This window comes from Gemella taiwanensis (assembly GCF_054054385.1).
The window spans coordinates 36,836-55,259 of record NZ_JBSMTL010000003.1; the positions used below are offsets into that span (position 1 = coordinate 36,836).

At 30.4% G+C, this 18,424-nt stretch carries 15 protein-coding genes; 2 read left to right on the forward strand and 13 right to left on the reverse strand.

Translation table 11 applies throughout. The annotated features are described in order from the left end of the window. Positions 1 to 94 precede the first annotated feature (94 nt). The 11 genes from hemW to mutS all read right to left on the reverse strand — a co-directional run bounded on the left by hemW (position 95) and on the right by mutS (position 15,345). A complete protein-coding gene (hemW, locus tag ACWOA3_RS03635) occupies positions 95 to 1,228 on the reverse strand; it encodes a radical SAM family heme chaperone HemW (RefSeq protein ID WP_456884161.1) in 1,134 nt (377 codons plus the stop codon). Beyond that, complete coding sequence (gene lepA / locus ACWOA3_RS03640; RefSeq protein WP_456884162.1) at positions 1,228 to 3,045, reverse strand: translation elongation factor 4; 1,818 nt, start codon at positions 3,043 to 3,045, stop codon at positions 1,228 to 1,230. The genes hemW and lepA overlap by 1 nt, the downstream gene beginning before the upstream one ends. Positions 3,046 to 3,057: 12 nt before the next feature. Beyond that, positions 3,058 to 3,843: a RecX family transcriptional regulator gene (locus tag ACWOA3_RS03645; protein WP_003147024.1), complete on the reverse strand. Its 786-nt coding sequence runs from the start codon at positions 3,841 to 3,843 to the stop codon at positions 3,058 to 3,060. A 144-nt stretch (positions 3,844 to 3,987) separates the two neighbouring features. Next, a complete protein-coding gene (locus ACWOA3_RS03650) occupies positions 3,988 to 5,502 on the reverse strand; it encodes an ABC transporter permease/substrate-binding protein (RefSeq protein ID WP_456884164.1) in 1,515 nt (504 codons plus the stop codon). Continuing rightward, the gene (locus ACWOA3_RS03655; protein WP_456884166.1) at positions 5,502 to 6,230 is read right to left on the reverse strand and encodes an ABC transporter ATP-binding protein; all 729 of its coding nucleotides are present in this window, start codon (positions 6,228 to 6,230) and stop codon (positions 5,502 to 5,504) included. Before ACWOA3_RS03655 ends, ACWOA3_RS03650 begins: the two co-directional genes overlap by 1 nt. A 2-nt stretch (positions 6,231 to 6,232) precedes the next feature. Continuing rightward, a complete protein-coding gene (locus tag ACWOA3_RS03660) occupies positions 6,233 to 6,691 on the reverse strand; it encodes a MarR family winged helix-turn-helix transcriptional regulator (RefSeq protein WP_456884167.1) in 459 nt (152 codons plus the stop codon). Between the two features lie 328 nt (positions 6,692 to 7,019). Beyond that, positions 7,020 to 7,406 (reverse strand): hypothetical protein, encoded by a 387-nt coding sequence (locus tag ACWOA3_RS03665; protein WP_456884169.1) that lies wholly within the window; start codon positions 7,404 to 7,406, stop codon positions 7,020 to 7,022. Positions 7,407 to 7,666: 260 nt separating this feature from the next. Next, on the reverse strand, positions 7,667 to 9,325 hold the full coding sequence (locus ACWOA3_RS03670) for a SulP family inorganic anion transporter (protein ID WP_456884171.1): 1,659 nt from the start codon (positions 9,323 to 9,325) through the stop codon (positions 7,667 to 7,669). A gap of 223 nt (positions 9,326 to 9,548) precedes the next feature. Continuing rightward, positions 9,549 to 10,445, reverse strand: a complete 897-nt coding sequence (gene miaA, locus ACWOA3_RS03675; protein WP_003147032.1) for a tRNA (adenosine(37)-N6)-dimethylallyltransferase MiaA — start codon at positions 10,443 to 10,445, stop codon at positions 9,549 to 9,551. 8 nt (positions 10,446 to 10,453) lie between these two features. Then, positions 10,454 to 12,577: a DNA mismatch repair endonuclease MutL gene (mutL, locus tag ACWOA3_RS03680; protein ID WP_456884174.1), complete on the reverse strand. Its 2,124-nt coding sequence runs from the start codon at positions 12,575 to 12,577 to the stop codon at positions 10,454 to 10,456. A gap of 5 nt (positions 12,578 to 12,582) precedes the next feature. Further along, the gene (gene mutS / locus ACWOA3_RS03685; protein ID WP_456884175.1) at positions 12,583 to 15,345 is read right to left on the reverse strand and encodes a DNA mismatch repair protein MutS; all 2,763 of its coding nucleotides are present in this window, start codon (positions 15,343 to 15,345) and stop codon (positions 12,583 to 12,585) included. Between the two features lie 218 nt (positions 15,346 to 15,563). On the opposite strand from mutS, the gene ACWOA3_RS03690 reads away from it, so the two are divergent. After that, positions 15,564 to 15,770, forward strand: a complete 207-nt coding sequence (locus tag ACWOA3_RS03690) for a hypothetical protein (RefSeq protein ID WP_442566531.1) — start codon at positions 15,564 to 15,566, stop codon at positions 15,768 to 15,770. Between the two features lie 21 nt (positions 15,771 to 15,791). Here ACWOA3_RS03690 and ACWOA3_RS03695 read toward each other — a convergent pair whose 3' ends face one another. Then, complete coding sequence (locus tag ACWOA3_RS03695) at positions 15,792 to 16,010, reverse strand: hypothetical protein (protein ID WP_442566532.1); 219 nt, start codon at positions 16,008 to 16,010, stop codon at positions 15,792 to 15,794. 31 nt (positions 16,011 to 16,041) lie between these two features. On the opposite strand from ACWOA3_RS03695, the gene ACWOA3_RS03700 reads away from it, so the two are divergent. Then, entirely contained in the window at positions 16,042 to 17,325 is a 1,284-nt protein-coding gene (locus tag ACWOA3_RS03700) for an FtsW/RodA/SpoVE family cell cycle protein (protein ID WP_456884177.1), read from the forward strand. Between the two features lie 36 nt (positions 17,326 to 17,361). Here ACWOA3_RS03700 and ACWOA3_RS03705 read toward each other — a convergent pair whose 3' ends face one another. Further along, a complete protein-coding gene (locus ACWOA3_RS03705) occupies positions 17,362 to 18,423 on the reverse strand; it encodes a M42 family metallopeptidase (RefSeq protein ID WP_003147037.1) in 1,062 nt (353 codons plus the stop codon). Between the last annotated feature and the right edge of the window lies 1 nt (position 18,424).

The following is an 18,424-nucleotide window of genomic DNA, read 5'->3' on the forward strand; positions in this document are numbered from 1 at the left end:
CTCCTTTCTTTCATTATTGGGAGAAACTCAATAATTTTATATAAATTAATCAAGTTCCTCCCACAAAAATCATTCTAATTATTTAAATATGTTATTAATCCAATAAAAACTCAGAGAAGACATCATTTCCGTAGAATAATCCTTTTCTAGTTAATCGAAGTTTATTATCTTCAATTTCCAAGTACCCTTCTCTTATATTTTTATCAATAACGTCTTTAAATATTTCTTCTGCTCTTTTTCCATATTTTTCTTCAAATATATCTAAATCTACACCTTTTAAAAGACGTAGTCCTAGGAACATTTCCTCTTCGATTCTTTCCTTAGTCGTTACAGTATTTTCTTCACGTCTTGCATGACCTTTTTCTAACATACTGTCGATATAGAATTTTAATGCTCCTTGATTAGCATAACGTACTCCATCAATATATCCATGCGCTCCCGCTCCAAGACCATAATATTCAATATTCTTCCAGTAACTACTATTATGAACACTCTCATGACCTGGTCTAGCAAAATTACTAATTTCATACTGTTCATAACCATTTTCTGTTAAGAAATTAATAACCTCATTGTACATTTTCTCTTCAGTTTCATTCGATGGCAATGTAACTTTCTTATCTCTCACCTGATTATAAAGTTTAGTCTTCTGTTCCAAAATCAATGAATAACATGAAATATGACTAATATTGTATTCTGCAACCTTCTTCATACTATCATACAAGTCATCCATAGTTTGCTTCGGTAATGAAAACATTAAATCAACATTTATATCTTCAATACCATGTTTTTTACAATTAGCGATTGCCATATCCACATCATCAGCAACATGTCCTCGTCCAAGAATTTTTAACAGCTCATTATTAAAAGTCTGAACCCCCATGCTAATTCTATCAACTCCGTAGCCCTTTACCAAAGCAACCCGAGAATCAACAAGATCCTCAGGGTTAGCTTCAAAAGTAAATTCACGCAGTTGTTGTGGAATTTTATTTCTTAATGCAGTTAATAAACGATGAAGTTGTTCATCACTTAATGCACTTGGTGTTCCTCCACCAATATAAATAGTTTCAACATTTTGAATGTTTTCCATACTCTCGATTTCTTTGATTAAGCAATCTATATACTTGTCAACAGGTTGTCTTTGTATATAAAACTTGTTGAAATCGCAATATGAACAAATATACTTACAAAATGGAATATGAATATATACTCCGCGTGGACAACTCTTCATTATTCTTCATCCATTTTAAGAACAGCCATGAAGGCATCTTGAGGAACTTCTACGCTACCAACAGCTTTCATTCTCTCTTTACCTTTTTTCTGTTTCTCTAATAGTTTACGTTTCCTACTAATATCCCCTCCGTAACATTTAGCAAGAACGTTTTTACGCATCGCTTTAATAGTTTCACGAGAGATAATTTTATTTCCAATAGCAGCTTGGATAGGAATTTCGAATTGTTGTTTTGGAATAAGTTTTTTAAGTTTTTCTACAATAACTTTACCACGTTGGTAAGCAAATTCTCTGTGAACGATGAAGCTTAGAGCATCGACTTGTTCACCATTTAATAGAATATCCATCTTAACAAGGTTACTATCTTTGTATCCTGTTAATTCATAGTCAAATGATGCATATCCTTTTGTATTAGATTTAAGTTGATCGAAGAAGTCAAATACGATTTCTGATAGAGGTATATCATAAGTAATATTAACCCTTGTATCATCGATATATTCCATATTTAAGAAAATACCACGTTTCTTCTGACAAAGATCCATAACAGCAACTACATAGTCATTTGGTACCATAATGCTCGCCTTAACAAATGGCTCTGTAATCTTATTAATTTTTTGTGGATCTGGCATTTCTGATGGATTTGACACATCTACTAGAGTTCCGTCAGTTTTTTCAACTTTGTAAATAACCGATGGTGCAGTTGCGATGATATCAATATTAAATTCACGCTCAATACGCTCTTGAATAATTTCCATGTGTAACATTCCTAAGAATCCACATCTAAATCCAAATCCAAGTGCTTGTGACGTTTCAGCTTCATATTGTAACGCAGAGTCATTAAGTTCTAATTTTTCTAATGCTTCACGTAAATCATTATATTTTGATGAATCGATTGGATATAATCCACAGAATACCATTGGGTTTAATTTTCTGTATCCAGGTAATGCTTCTTTAGCTGGATTATTCGCTAATGTGATTGTATCCCCTACACGAGTTTCACTTACATTTTTAATAGATGCACAGATAAATCCTACATCTCCTGCAGTAAGTTCATCAACGATTTTCTCTTTAGGTGTGTGAATACCAACTTCAGTAACCTCGAACACACCACCAGTAGCCATCATCTTAATCTTATCTCCAGCTTTTACAGTACCGTTCTTAATACGTACTGAAACGATAACTCCTCTATATGCATCGTATAATGAGTCAAAGATTAATGCTTGTAGTGGTTCAGCCGCATCACCAGATGGAGCTGGAATATATTCTACGATTTGTTCTAAGATTTCATCAATACCAATTCCAGCCTTAGCAGAAGCTAATACAATATCGTCTGTAGGTAATCCAATTACATCCTCGATTTCAGTCTTAACCTTCTCAGGATCCGCTGCAGGTAAGTCAATTTTATTAATAATTGGAATAATCTCTAAATTATTATCTAATGCTAAGTATACGTTAGCTAAAGTTTGTGCCTCAATACCTTGAGCAGCATCTACTACTAAAATAGCCCCTTCACATGCTGCTAAAGAACGTGATACTTCATATGTGAAGTCTACGTGTCCTGGTGTATCGATTAAGTGGAAAATATACTCTTCTCCATTTTTAGCAGTATATTGTAATTGAACTGCATTAAGTTTAATTGTAATACCTCTTTCACGTTCAATATCCATTGAGTCAAGAAGTTGTGCTTTCATTTCACGTTGTTCTAACGCCTTTGTTTTTTCTAAAATCCTGTCCGCAAGAGTCGATTTCCCGTGGTCAATATGTGCAATTATAGAAAAGTTCCTTATTTTCTTTTGCCTTTCATTTCTTTTATCCATTTTATTCTTCCTTTACAAATCTTGTTTTTCTACGTAGTCTTTAGCTGTATAATACGAAAAACCATCCCTTATTAGCTTTTCAATCAGCTTTTGTTTAAGTGCATATCCTTCATATCTACGACTATAACTTTGATAAGCCCTTCTAAAATGCTCATCTAATATTTCCTCTTCATTTTCATCTTCATAGTCTTCGAAAAATATGTCAAACACCTTTCTTATTATATCAGATGTAAAGCCATTTGTATAAAGTTTTTGTGTTATTTTTTGAACTTTTTTGTTTTTCGTTTCTCTTCTTACTTTATACTCACGTTCAATAATTTTATATAGAATTTCTATCATTGCTTCTTCAGTACAAATCTTGGCAATATTTTCATCTATAACATCTTTATCTAGGCCTTTTTCTAACAGTTTTCTTTGTATCCAATATGGCCCCTTTAAATTTAGATTAAAATAATCTGTCACCGCAGCTTCTACATAGTGATTATCATTCAAATAACCAATTTCTATTAACTTCTCAATTACTTCATCAATAACATTATTAGCAATCTCTTTCTTCTGAAGATATTCTCTTATATCCTGCTTAGTTCTTAGACCAAATTGTAAATAATGTACTGCTTTACTATAGGCACTTTCTACACTTTCGTGAGCTATGATTTCTTTTAATTGCTCTTTTGATAAATCTATTTTTTTTATAAGTCCATACTTAATTATCGTATCTTCAGAAACATAAAAATGTTTACCATTTTCCAAATCTATTTTATACTTAACTTTTAGCTTTGTTATATTTGTAACTTGCAAATTTACACCTACTTTCTACATTCCTCGCTAAAAAAACTCTCACCTTTAATTTTATCAAAAATCACATGAAAAAGGAAATGTTAGAAAGAAAAAAATTCCCAAACCATAAGGCTTGAGAATTTTATTTTCAACTAAGATACTACGTTATTTTTTAATTAATCCTTCTTTTTGTAGATATTCTTTTGCTACATCATAAGCAGGTTTACCTTCAATATCTACTTTGTAGTTCATTTCAGTCATTTCTTTTTCTGTTATTTTTCCAGCAAGTTTATTTAAGATTTTTTCAAGCTCAGGATGTTTTTTCAATGTCTCTTCTCTTAATAACGGTGCCCCTTGATATGGTGGGAATAAATGTCTATCGTCATTTAATAATTTAAGCTTATTTGTTATTATTTTGCTATCTGTTGAGAATACATCGATAATATTTACATCACCATTTGAAATAGCTTGATATTTTAACGCTATTTCCATAGTTTTAACATTTAGATTTAAGTGATAAAGATTTTTAAGTCCTATACCACCATCTTCTCTATCATTAAATTCCAATGAGAATCCAACTTTTGAAGAATTTTCTACTAATTTTATATCTGAAATATTATTTAATTTATTTTTATTTGCAAAATCTTCTGTTACGGCTAAAGCGTAAGTATCCTGGAATTTTGTAGGTTTTAGGTACACAAGATTGTCTTGTTCAAAAATTTTATTTTTAGCAACCTCATAAACCTCATCGGGATCATTAGAAGCAACAGTCTGAGGAGTTTTTAATAATGTTGTAGTAACTGTACCTGTAAATTCTGGATAAATATCAATACTTTTACCTTTTAACGCCTCATATAAGAAGCTTGTTTTTCCAAAATTAGGTTTAACCTCAACGTCAATATTTGTCTCATCTTCTATTAAAAGTTTATACATATTTATTAATATCTCAGGTTCTGCTCCTATTTTACCAGCTATTATTAGTTTATCATTAGACATTTTTCCAATTGGAAGGAAGCTGATAGTTAAAGCCACTACAGCTGCAAGTAATGAAGCTAAAATAGTTTTCGGTTTTTTATCTTGTAAAAATCTAATTAATAACCCAAATAGAATCGCTAATATTGCGGATGAAATAGCTCCAATTAAAATTAACGCTGAGTTATTTCTATCTATTCCTAGTAAAATAAATGAACCTAATCCCCCTGCTCCTATTAAAGCGGCAAGAGTTGCTGTACCAATTATCATAATACTCGCAGTTCTCACACCACTCATAAGTATTGGCATAGCGAGTGCAAGTTTAAATTTTTTCAACTTTTCTAGTTTTGTCATACCAAAGGCTGTTGCAGCCTCTTCTAACGATGGATCAATCTCCGATAATCCAGTAATAGTACTTTGTAGTATTGGGAATATTGCATAAATTACCAATGCAACGACTGCTGGTAATGTACCAATCCCCATAAATGGAATGAATAACCCAAGTAATGCAAGAGAAGGAATAGTTTGGAAGATACCCGTAATTTGTAAAAACCACTCACTTGTCTTTTTATTCCCTGAAATAATTATTCCTAACGGAACTGCTATAAAAATTGCAATAATAAGTGATAATAATGAAATTTGAAGATGTTCATATAAGCCAGTTATCCAATCACTTTTTCTTTCTAAAAATGTACTTACTAAATTCATTATTTATTCCCCCTTGCAAAAAATTCACGAACAAAATCATCCGCAGGATTTTCTTTTAGTACTTCTGGTGTAGCAATTTGAACCACCTTACCTTCTTTTAAAACACAAATTCTATCAGCAAGTTTCATCGCTTCATCCATATCGTGAGTTACAAAAACTGTTGTTCTTTTATACTCATCATGTAGTTGTTTTATTAAATCTTGAAGTTGAACTTTACTAATAGGATCTAATGCCGAAAATGGTTCATCCATCAATAAAATTTTAGGATTAGCAATAATTGCACGTAGTATTCCTACACGCTGTTTTTCTCCTCCAGAAAGTTCTTTAGGAAGACGATTCATATAATGCTTCGGATCCAATCCTACTTTTCTTAGTAAATCTTCTGTTTTTTCTTTGATCTCTTTCTTATCAAAGTTTTTCATCTCTGGAATTAACGCAATATTTTCTGCAACCGTAAGATTCGGAAATAGTGCAATTTGTTGAAGAACATAGCCAGTTTTAAGTCTTAATTCCCTTAAATCATAATCTTTCAATCTCTTATCTTCAAAATAAATATCACCGTCAGTTTGTTCTATCAGTCTATTTATTAATTTTAAAGTTGTTGTTTTTCCACTTCCACTAGGTCCAACTAGAACAAAAAACTCTCCTTCTTGTATTTCAAAATTCAATCCGTCAAGTATTAAACCATTTGTGGAACAGCATAATGAAACATTATTATATTTAATCATTTTTATTTTTCTCCTTTCAATACTAGTTTTTCAATATTTTTCTTCATATTATCGTTAAAGATTGTATAGTATTCTATAAATAGTTTTTGTTGTTCACTTGAAAGTTGACCTATTGCTTTCTCTTCAGCCTCTCTAAGAGGATCCAAAATTTTTGATGCATATAAGTAACCTTTTTCTGTAAGTCTAACTATTTTCTCCCGCTTATCTTTTTCTTGTTCCTCAAAATAAATATAGCCTTTTCCCTTAAAAGTCTTCATTGCTGCACTAACTACTTGTTTCGTAGAATATGTTTTTTCACAAATAGTAGTTTGAGTTATCCCATCCTTTGTATAATAAAGACAGGTTAATATTAATAGCGATTTACCTTGCAAACCATTTTTTCTAGCATAATACTCATATAATGAGTTGTTTTCATATTTTTTTCTAGAAAACATGCTTGAATATTTTAATAGACTATTCACTTATATTCACTCCCTACCTAAAGTCACATTTATTATCAGTAACAATACTATGGACATGCTCTTCATCTTAAAACTTCAAAGGTATTTTTTGTTTTTACATTTATTCTTCACTGTTATAAACAATGAAAAGCAATTCCAAATCAGTAAAATCTTTTGACTATTATCTTTTTAAAAAACTCATTAGTAATTTTTTAAATACTAATGAGTTCATTCTACCTCTATAGTTTACAATTGTCAATAATTTAGTTTTAATGAAAATAGACAATCGATAAATATTTTACCAATTATCTTAAAAATTTATTAAATTTATATTTAAATATTTGAACGTCTAATTGTTCTCTGCCATATTTTTCACCTTATTGTAACGACGAATAACATTAATTCTCTCCAATAAGTGTGGCAGTAAAATTATAACAATAATAAGTGAATTAATTACTTTGTTTAGTGTTTCCCCGAAGAAACTTATCAATAACCCTTTATCTATTATTGAAATGAGTAAATATATATAACATGCTACAGTGATAACTAAATTTAATAACAAGGAAATTTTTGAAGGGTTCTCCTTTAGTCTAACTTTTTCTATTTCTTTATCTGTTAACTTCTCTAAAAGCATTTCCTCTTTTTTCACTATTTTTCTAGCTATTACAAATACTATCATATAAAAAATACAAAAGATTAATGAAAATACTACTAATAAAATTTCTAATATACTCATACTATTTACCTCTATTTAAATTTATTATATCATATTATCTGTACAAAAAATTACCCATATATAACTCAAAAATAAATGTTACTAATAAATTTTCTTCATATACTATACCAATCAGAATATAAGCATCCTTAAAATAGAGAAAGGCTCATCTTTCGATGAGCCATATATCATGAAAAAAATATTATTAAGTTTTGTTATATTTATATTATATATCTTAAACCTTATATAAACTTTAGACTATAATTAAAGTTTACTTAAATTTATAGTTCTCTTAATTTCTCCGCTCTCTCTAAAGAAGCATCAATATTCTCACATATATTTTCTTTACCTATTTTTTCAATAAAGCCAGCTTTTTCCATAACATGATATGGTTGTTCATTTACGTGTGATAATATTAATGTTAATCCACGTTTTTTACAAGTTTCCAATATTTCTTCTAACACTTCTAATCCTGAAATATCCATTGCTGGAACATTACGCATTCTTATAATTAAAACATTTTTTCCTTCGCCATGCTCAAAGCTTGTAAACACATTAGCAGCTCCGAAGAACAACGCTCCAAAAATTTCATAAACTATAGTATTTTCAGGGACATATTTTAAATCAACTTCTTCAGATAACTTATCATCATCAGATGAACCTTTGTATGTCCATTGTCGAACTTCTGCAATATCAGACATACGTTTTAAGAATAAGAACGCAGCTAATACCATACCGAACTCTATCGCGATTACTAGGTCGAAGAATAACGTTAATAAGAAAGTGATAATTAATACCGCTATATCACTTTTCGGTGCAGTCTTTAACATACGTACACAAATACGCCATCCACTCATATTATATCCCACAATTATTAATATCGCAGCCAAGCAACTCATAGGAATATACGATGCATATGGCATTAAAAATAATAGTATTAATAATAAAGTAAATGCGTGAACCATTCCAGCTACTGGTGTTCTCCCACCATTTTTTACGTTAGCTGCCGTTCTCGCAATTGCACCTGTTGCAGGTATTCCTCCAAAAAGTGCTGACATAAAGTTCCCTACACCTTGAGCAACTAATTCTGCATTAGATTTATGCTTACTTCCTGTCATACCATCAGATACTACAGCAGATAATAGCGATTCTATAGCGGCTAATATCGCGATTGTAAATGCCGGTAAAATCATCTCTCTGATTAGTGAAAATGAAATTGTGGGCATTGTAAAGCTAGGAAGTCCTGCTTTAATTGTGTATAGATCACCAATAGTTTTAACCGGCAATTTGAAAATAGCTACTAAAAATGTTGTAACTAGTATTGCAATTAAAGAACCTGGTATTTTCTTCGATACTTTTGGCCAAAATACTTGAATTAATATCGCAAGTACACCTATACCTAAAGTAACAAAGCTAATACTTTTTATATTTTGTCCATACACTACTAATTTTCCAACAAATTCTGCCGGAACTGCTCCCATACTTAATCCTAGAAAATCTTTAACCTGACCAACTACTATTCCCATAGCAATCCCTAGTGTAAATCCAATAGTGATAGTTTTCGGAATAAATTTAATTAAGTCACCAAAGTGAAATAGCCCCATTAGAATCAGCATAATCCCTGCCATAAGAGTAGCAACAGTTAATCCTGCAATTCCATGTTCAGCTATTATCCCATAAATAATAACGACAAAAGCAGCCGTAGGTCCACCAATCTGAACTCTACTTCCACCTAAAAACGAAATAAAAAAACCTGCTATAATCGCAGTATAAAGACCTTGTTCTGGATTCACCCCAGATGCAATCGCCAAAGCAATCGATAAAGGCAATGCTATAACAGCTACTATTAAACCAGCAATTATATCTTTTAAGCATTGTTCCTTTGTATAATTTTTCATCACACTAAATAACTTTGGCTTAAGATATTTAAATGAATTCATCTTCTCCTCCTACTTCCTAAGAATCTTTAGTATTACTAGTTTAGCACATAACTAACAAAAACTCTAGTTAAATCAGAAATACTCTTGAAATATTTTAAATTTTTCTATTATATCTTATCATAACTAGAGTTCAATCTATTATACAATAGAAAATAACTTGTAATAAATTAGAAAAAAGGCTTGAAAAATTAATCTTCCAAGCCCTAGACAATTACTAATATAATTATAAATTAAATTTCTCTTTGATCCCTCTTATTACATCTGCCAATAGTTCCTTATTAGCAGTATCATACCAAGTTCCATCCATTTTATTTCTAAACCATGTTAACTGACGTTTTGCATAACGGCGTGAGTTTTGAGAGATAGCTGCAATGGTATCTTCTTTAGAAACATTACCATTAAGATACGGAATCATCTCCTTATATCCTATCGCTCCTAAAGCTTGGAGTTCTATTCCATACTCATCTATAATTTCTCTAACTTCTTGTTCTAAACCTTCTTCAAACATCAGCTCAACTCGCTTATTAATACGACTATATAGAACTTCCCTATCAGTATTAAGAACTATTAAAAATGGATTATAACAATCAAGAACCGTATCCCCATTGTTGTTAGTCGTTACAGATTTCTTTTCATTCATCACATAATTATATGCATTGATTACACGACGATGATTTTCTAGGTCGATCGAATTATATGTATCTGGATAGTTTTCTTTTAGATACTCTCTGGCCATATCAACATCAATGTCATAAGTTTTTTCCTCTAAATCAGTAAACTCATAATTATTTAGAACAGCATTCATATAAAAACCAGTTCCTCCGATTAATAAAGGCATCTTACCACGACAATGTATTTTCTCTATTTTCTTACGTGCTAGTTTTTGAAAATCATAGACAGAACAAGTATCAGTAGGCTCTAGTTCGTCAATTAAATGATGAACTATTCCATCCATCTCTTCTTTTTTCACCTTCGCAGAACCAATATCAAACTTCTTATAAATTTGAACACTATCTATAGAAATTATTTCACAGTTGAACTCTTTTGCTAGTTCTATACTAAGTGCTGTTTTCCCAACTGCAGTAGGTCCTACTATCGCTATTAAAGGTATTTTTTCCATCTTACCTCCTACACTATACGCTTAAACATTTTTTCTAAATCTTTTTTCTCCATTTTTGTGATTATCGGACGTCCATGTGGACACGTAAATGGATTCTTACATTCATAAAGATCACTTATAACCTTATTCATCTCTACATCAGTAAGTACTTGATTCGCTTTTATAGACATTTTACAACTCGCCATTGCAATTGCATCATTTCTTAATTCGTTGAAAGTTATATTATTATTTTTAAGGACCTTCTCAACAATAATTTTTATCATTTGTTCTTCGTCTTCTTCTATCCAACCAGGAAATTCACGAACAACATAAGAATTATCTCCAAACTCTTCGAATACAATACCAAGTTCCTCGAATTTTTCTAAATTATTACGAACTTCAGCCACTTCATCTACAGAAAAATCAAACATAAGCGGTATTAACATCTGCTTTTTATAATTCTTTCTTTCAATAAATTCACGTTGTAATTTCTCATAATTATATCTTTCCGCAGCAGCATGCTGATCTATTAGAAATAACTTATTATCCGCTTCTGATAAGATATATGTTTTAAAGATTTGTGCTAATACTTTTAAGTCTGGTAGAGTTCTAACTTTTGTATCATCATCTTGGACAATTTTAGCATCTTTAATTTCATTAAAGTGACTGTAATCTTTTACTACATTAGAAACTACTTCTTCAGTACGATCATCATAATTCGTATTATCTTCTTTTTTAGAAAAATTCATGAAGTTCTCTATTTCTTTTTTAGTCGGCTTATCTCCGTATTTGTTTCTATTGTCGCGTGGATGTGAACTATAACTTAAATCCGGTAAGTCGCTCTTAATTCTTTGCGTTTTACTTCTTTGATTAAATGTGTTTTCTTTACTTTGTACTGAAGTTTTTTCTTCGCTAGAGCCCGTCAATAAATCTCCTCCGAAAAGAAACTCATCTTCTTGAACAACATGACTTGCAAGTTCTGTTTGGTTATCAGTAAAGCCACTTTCATCTTGATTATTATCCGCAACTTCTCTTTGCTCCGCTGAGAAAATACTTTCATCTTCAATATTTCCGAACTTATTATCAAGTTCATCTAAGAAATTTATTTTTTCGATTTTCGCCTTTTCTTTTTTCGTAAGAACATTATTCATTCCTTGTGGAATATATGTATAATTACTTAATCTTTCTGCAATAACCTCTTTGATTAAACGTATTAACTCCGCTTCTTTCGATAATCTTACTTCTTGCTTAGTTGGATGCACGTTAACATCTAATAAAATTGGATCCATTTCGATATTAATTACACATAATGGATACCTATTAATCATTAAAAGTGTTCCATACGCATCGATTATAGCATTTTGAATTCCATAATTCTTTATATAACGACCATTAATAAAAATATTTATATAGTTTTTACTAGCTCTCGTCTCTTCAGGAACAGAAATATAACCAAATACTTTATAATCATCATTACTACCACTGAATTCAATCATATTTCTAGCAACACCCATATTATAGATTTTAGATAAAATCTTATGAACATCACCATCACCGTATGTTTTAAAGGTAATCTTACCATCTACATGAAGTTCGAAAGCTACATTAGGATAAGACAAGGCAAACTTATGAATAATATTAGTAATATTAGCTTGTTCTGTGTGAGGATTGCGCAGATATTTTAATCTTGCTGGTGTATTGTAGAATAAATTTTCTACACTTAAATCAGTTCCTTTAATAGGAGCGTAATATTCCTCAGAAACTACTTTTCCACCTTCAAGAACTAACATTTTTCCTTGTGCTTCTCCTGCACAACTCTTAATTACTACTTTACTCACAGATGAAATACTCGCTAATGCCTCACCTCTAAAACCTAGCGTTTCTATATGAAATAAATCATAGTCTGCACTTATTTTACTAGTTGCATGACGTAAAAATGCTCGTGCTAAATCATCATTAGAAATACCACTACCATTATCAATAATTCTAATTTGTTGAATACCAAATTCTTTAATTATAACTTTAATATTAGTACTTCCTGCATCAATAGAGTTCTCCACAAGCTCTTTAACTACAGAAGAAGGTCTTTCAACAACTTCTCCTGCTGCTATTTTATTAGATAATTCCGCAGATAATATATTTATTTTTCCCATCTAATTTATTTCACATCCTCACTTATTTTTCTTTGTAATTCATAAAGAAGATTGAACGCCTGCATTGGAGTCGTTTCTAAGAAGTTTACACTTTCTAATTGCTTTTTGATTTCATCAAATTTCTCATTATCACCATCGAAATCCAATTGTAATTTCGCATAATTTTTCTTCGATTTTTCTTCTTCTTTTAATTGTTTTCTAATAGTTTTCTCTAATTCTTCTTTAAGTTCTTTTTCTAGTTCTTGATGGAGCTCCGTTCTTAAAGCTTCCTCATCTACTTTTATAACATCTTCTTTAACTACTCTGCTACTATATTCTTCTTCTAGTTCAGAACGAATTTTCGCTCTTAGTTTTTCTTCAGATTCTTGTGATGAAGCATCATTTAATAAAACTTTATTATATCGAGCATTATCAACAAGGTCCTCACTACCTTTATTACCACTTTCTAATTCTCTTAAAATTTTATTAGCACCTACGATAACATCTTCCGGTAAATGAGCAAGTTGAGCTACATGGATACCATAACTCTTCTCTATAGGTCCTTCATTAATTTTATATAAGAAAATTAATTTTCCATGATCTTCTTTTGCAGAAACGTGAATATTCTTTATTCCCTGGGTAATATTTTCTAATTTTGTAAGCTCATGATAGTGAGTTGAGAATAATGTTTTACACTTAATAGTATTATTAATGTATTCTAGTATTGATTGAGCTAAGGCAATACCGTCATATGTCGATGTCCCACGACCAATTTCATCAAAAATTAATAATGAATTTGCAGTAGATTCGACTAAAGCATTCTTCGCCTCAATCATCTCAACCATAAACGTCGATTTACCACCAGCTAGATCATCACTCGCACCTATTCTCGTAAATATTTTATCGAAAATCGGTAAGTTCGCAGAAGTCGCTGGAACAAAAGATCCAATTTGTGCAAGAATCACTATAAGAGCAAGTTGTCTCATATAAGTAGATTTACCAGACATATTCGGCCCTGTAATAAGCAAGATATTATTATCTTTATCTACTTTACAATCATTACTAATATAACTATCAGCACTCACATTTCTCTCAACAATTGGATGACGACCATCAACAATATCAATAATATTATTGTCGTTGAACTCAGGCTTCACATAACCATATTCTTCTGCCACATCAGATAATGAAACAAAAACATCAATATCACTTAAAGTATTCGCAACTCTTTGTAATCTTATGATATAGTTATGAATCTTCGTCTTAACTTCTTGGAATAATTGTAATTCTAACTCTTCTATTTTCGTTTTAGAATTTACGATATGTTCTTCAACTTTTTTCAGTTCTTCAGATACAAATCTCTCACAATTAGAAAGTGTTTGTTTCCTATGATAACCTAGTTCAGTTGGATCTATAGTTTTAAGCCCTACTTTAGATACTTCGATAAAGTAACCGAAAATCTTATTGTATCCAACTTTTAGATTTTTAACCCCAGTTCTCTCTTTTTCACGTTCTTCGATTTCTAATAAAATTCTATTTCCATTCTTACTAGCATTTTTATAGCTATCTAATTCTTCATTGAAGCCTAATTTAATTACATTACCTTCTTTAACAGTCTGACCAGCTTCTTCATGGATTGTCGCTTCAAGATAATCGTATAAATCTGTTAATTCATCGATATTCTCTGCGATATCTTTTAATTTATTAGATTCAAATCCTAATAACAATTTCTTAATTTCTGGTATTTGAGCTAATGTTTTCTTTAGATTTAATAATTCCTTAGGACTTACTATATTATAAGAAACTTTTGTAGAAATTCTCTCAAGATCATATACTTCTTTCAAACTAGTTTTCACATCAGCTTTTTCAAAATAATGTTTAGTAAAATCTTCTACAATTTCCTGACGTTTTTTAATTTCTTTAAGATCTAATAATGGATTTTCTAACCATTTTTTCAGTTTTCTAGAACCCGCTGCTGTTGAAGTTTTATCTACAATACTGAGAAGAGACCCTTTCTTACCACCATTAGCCATGTTCTGAGTAACTTCTAAGTTTTTTAATGAGTAGTTCGTCATATAAACAAACTTATCTTTGAAATATACTTCAAAATCTTTAAGGCTTGAAATATCCTTATTTTGAGTTTTTTCAATATAATCTAAAAGAACATCACAAGCAACACGAAGATTACTATCAGTAAGATTACTTGTTTTTTCCTTAGTAATATTATTATTTAATTCAACTTCAGTAATATAAGCACTAATATCCAACTCTTGATCTTTTATGCTAATTACTTCTTTAATATTATTTTTCAGTACCTCATCTTGCAGGTCAGCCATAGTTTTTAGTACGGTACAACGGCTATCCCCTGTCATAATGTCACAAAATGCAAAATAGATATTATTATCCTTTACATATGCACTACCTAAATAGTTATTTTCATCGTAGTTTTTGTAGTTCATATAAGTCCCTGGTGTAATCACCTGCACTACCTTACGTTCTACTATTTTTCCTTGACCTGGTTCTGAAACTTGTTCACATATAGCTACTTTATAGCCGTTATTAACTAAAGTATCAATATAAGTAGCTGATGAATGAAATGGAACTCCACACATAGGTATTTTTTCAGCTCCCCCATCACGAGCAGTTAGAGTTATTTCTAATATTTTTGACGCTCTAGTCGCATCTTCAAAGAACATCTCATAGAAATCACCAAGACGGTAAAATAAAAACATGTCCTGATAATCTTTTTTTATCTTCAGATATTGTTCTATCATTGGAGTATATTTCATCTCAAAAGTTCCTTTCTCTTTATTTCTTTCATTTATTTATAACATATATAATTTTAGCATAAAACGTTATTTTTTAGTAGTGTGACATGTGGCAAAACACATAAAAAAGAGTTAGCTAGTAAATCACAACTTACTAACGTAACTCTTTTATTATTTATTCTTATAAATTTAGTATACAATTATTTTTCCTTTCTTAATATCAATATTACTATAAGAGGATGATAACTGATAATACTCCCATTCCCCCAGTTAAAAGTCCAGTATTTGCTAAAAGTTTACTTAAAACATTATTCTCATTAGTTGCCGATTTGTTTTATTTAGTTTTATTCTCATTAGAATCAATATTCTCTGGTTTATCTCTTCTAATGTCTTCATTAGAAACTTCAAATTCACCATCAGCATTATATATATATCTTCAAGTTTGATATCAGAACCAATTGAATCTCCTAATGTTCCAACATTATATTTTTTCCTATTTCAAGATTATTTGTATCTATAAATACTATTCTATTCCCTTTACTATCATAAGTAGCCAACTGAGAATATAATGAATCGTTAGATGAATTTGCTAATAAAAAGCTAGAATCTATAATTTTCTCTTCGTCTACTCTTATTATACTGAATTCATATTGTAGATTCCTCTTAAGTTGCGTATATCCCTTCAATATTGTATAATTACATCAAAGGAGTTGACTTATGTTAAATTTCATAAAAAATAAAACAAATTTATCAATATTGATATTTTATTTTATATTTAGCTTTTCTAGTTTACTATTTATACTATTAGCTGAATATAACAACAATAAAACACCAACACTATTTCTAAAACAATTTGTTTTTTACTTAATTGGTTTTGGAATAATATATCTATTACAAAAAATACCAATAACTTATATCGAAAAATTTTCAATAGCATTTTATTTACTTGCTTTGGTTCTTTTAGTTGGAATATTCTTAGTTCCACCTACTCTTGCTCCAATAGTTAACGGTGCTCGTAGTTGGTATAATTTTAAATTATTTACGTTACAGCCTTCAGAATTTGGTAAAATAGCTACTGTAGCAATGGTTAGTATGCTTATTAAAGAAAAGAGTTTTAAAGATAATACTGATACAATTAAACTCTTAAAGTTAGCGTTAATAATTTCTATACCATTTATCCTAGTTGCTAAAGAAAATGACTTAGGAAATGGATTGTTTTTCATCTTTTTATTCCTAGGGTTAGTCTTCTTAGTTTGTAACAAAGGTAAAACCCTATTTAGGATTTATTCGGTAGTTATTGCTGGACTAGCAATTATTATTCTAGCGGCTTTATACTTCCCGAGGTTGCTTAGCTTGGTTGGTTTAAAATCTTACCAGCTTAACCGTATTCTTTCATGGCTAAATCCTGAAGCATATAAGCTAGACTATTCTTACCAGATTACTCAAGTTCTTAATGAGGTGAAATTAGGTGGTTTAACTGGTACATTCGTTAAAAATAAAAACTATATAGACGAACAATTTAATGATTTTATTTTCTCTATAGTTGCTAAAAACTTTGGTTTTATAGGTGCTGCAATATTCTTATTCATCTTCTTCATCTTTATTTTAAGATTATTTAATATAGTGAAAAAATGTGAACAAGGTAACTATAGCTATTACTTTATTCTTCTTAGTATTTGTAGTTTTTGCTTTTCATTTTTCATCAATATATTCTCAACACTGAGCATTATCCCAGTTATCGGTATTAGTATGCCATTTATTAGTTACGGTGGAAGTTCACTTATTGCAAATAGTATTCTATTTGGAATAATAGTAAAAATTCATGCGACAATACAAGAAGAATATATGGAAGATGAATACTATGATAACTACGAAAAAGATTATGATGAGGTTCAATATGAAGAAGATTATGATCCTTTAGAACCTGTATACGAAAATAACAACAATAGATATTATGAAGAAGAACCTCAACAATTTCGTCGAAGTAAAAGAAAAAGATAAAAAATGTGGATAGAAAAAATTTCTATCCACATTTTTTTATTTTCTTACATCTTCAATGAACTTATCATCGATAGTTTCAATTAGTTTCCCTAAAATTGCTTTAGCAGCATAATAATCACGAATATCAAATACTGCGTTATGAGTATGAATATAACGAGCACAAATACCAATTACAGTAGTTGGAACTCCATTTAAAGCTTGATGAATGTTACCCGCATCTGTTCCACCTGGTGAAGTGAAGTATTGATATTTAATTCCATTTTCTTCTGCAAGAGTTACAATTTTTTCTCTCATATTTGCACGAAGAACCATAGTTCTATCTACTAATCTCACTAAGAAACCTTGTCCTAAACGACCATTACTAGTCTCTTTTCCATCCATATCATTTGCTGGACTACAGTCTACAACAAAACATACATCTGGTTTAATCATATTAGCAGCAATAGTTGCACCACGAAGACCTACTTCTTCTTGAACAGTAGCACAAACTACTAAATTAAAATCTAACTCTTTTTCTGCAAATTGCTCTAAAATTTCTGTAATAATTACACATCCATAACGATTATCGACAGCCTTACTCATAAATCTGTGTTCAGTAAGTTGTTCAAAAGTTGTTTTTGGAGTAACAAAAGCACCTTCACGAATTCCCATCGCTAATGCTTCTTCTCTTGACGAAGCACCAACATCAATAGTCATATCACTAATTTTTACATTTTGTGCTACACCTGCAGTAAAGTGTTTAGGAATAGATCCAATTACACCAGTGAATTTTTTCCCTTCATATGAAGTTACTGTATATGTTTGAGCTAAAAGAACATCTTCTCTAAAACCACCAAGCGTTTCAAACTTAAGCATACCATTTGGTAATACCTTAGTCACGATGAACCCAACTTCATCCATATGCGCTGAAATCATAACAGTTTTAGCATCTTCTTTTTTTGATTTCTTAATAGCATAGATTCCACCAAGATTATCATACTTAATCTCATCAGCATATTTAGATAAATTTTCTTCTAAATATTTTGAAATTTCACTTTCAAATCCTGATGTTCCGTCTAACATTGTTAATTCTCTGAATCTTTCTATTGATTTACTCATT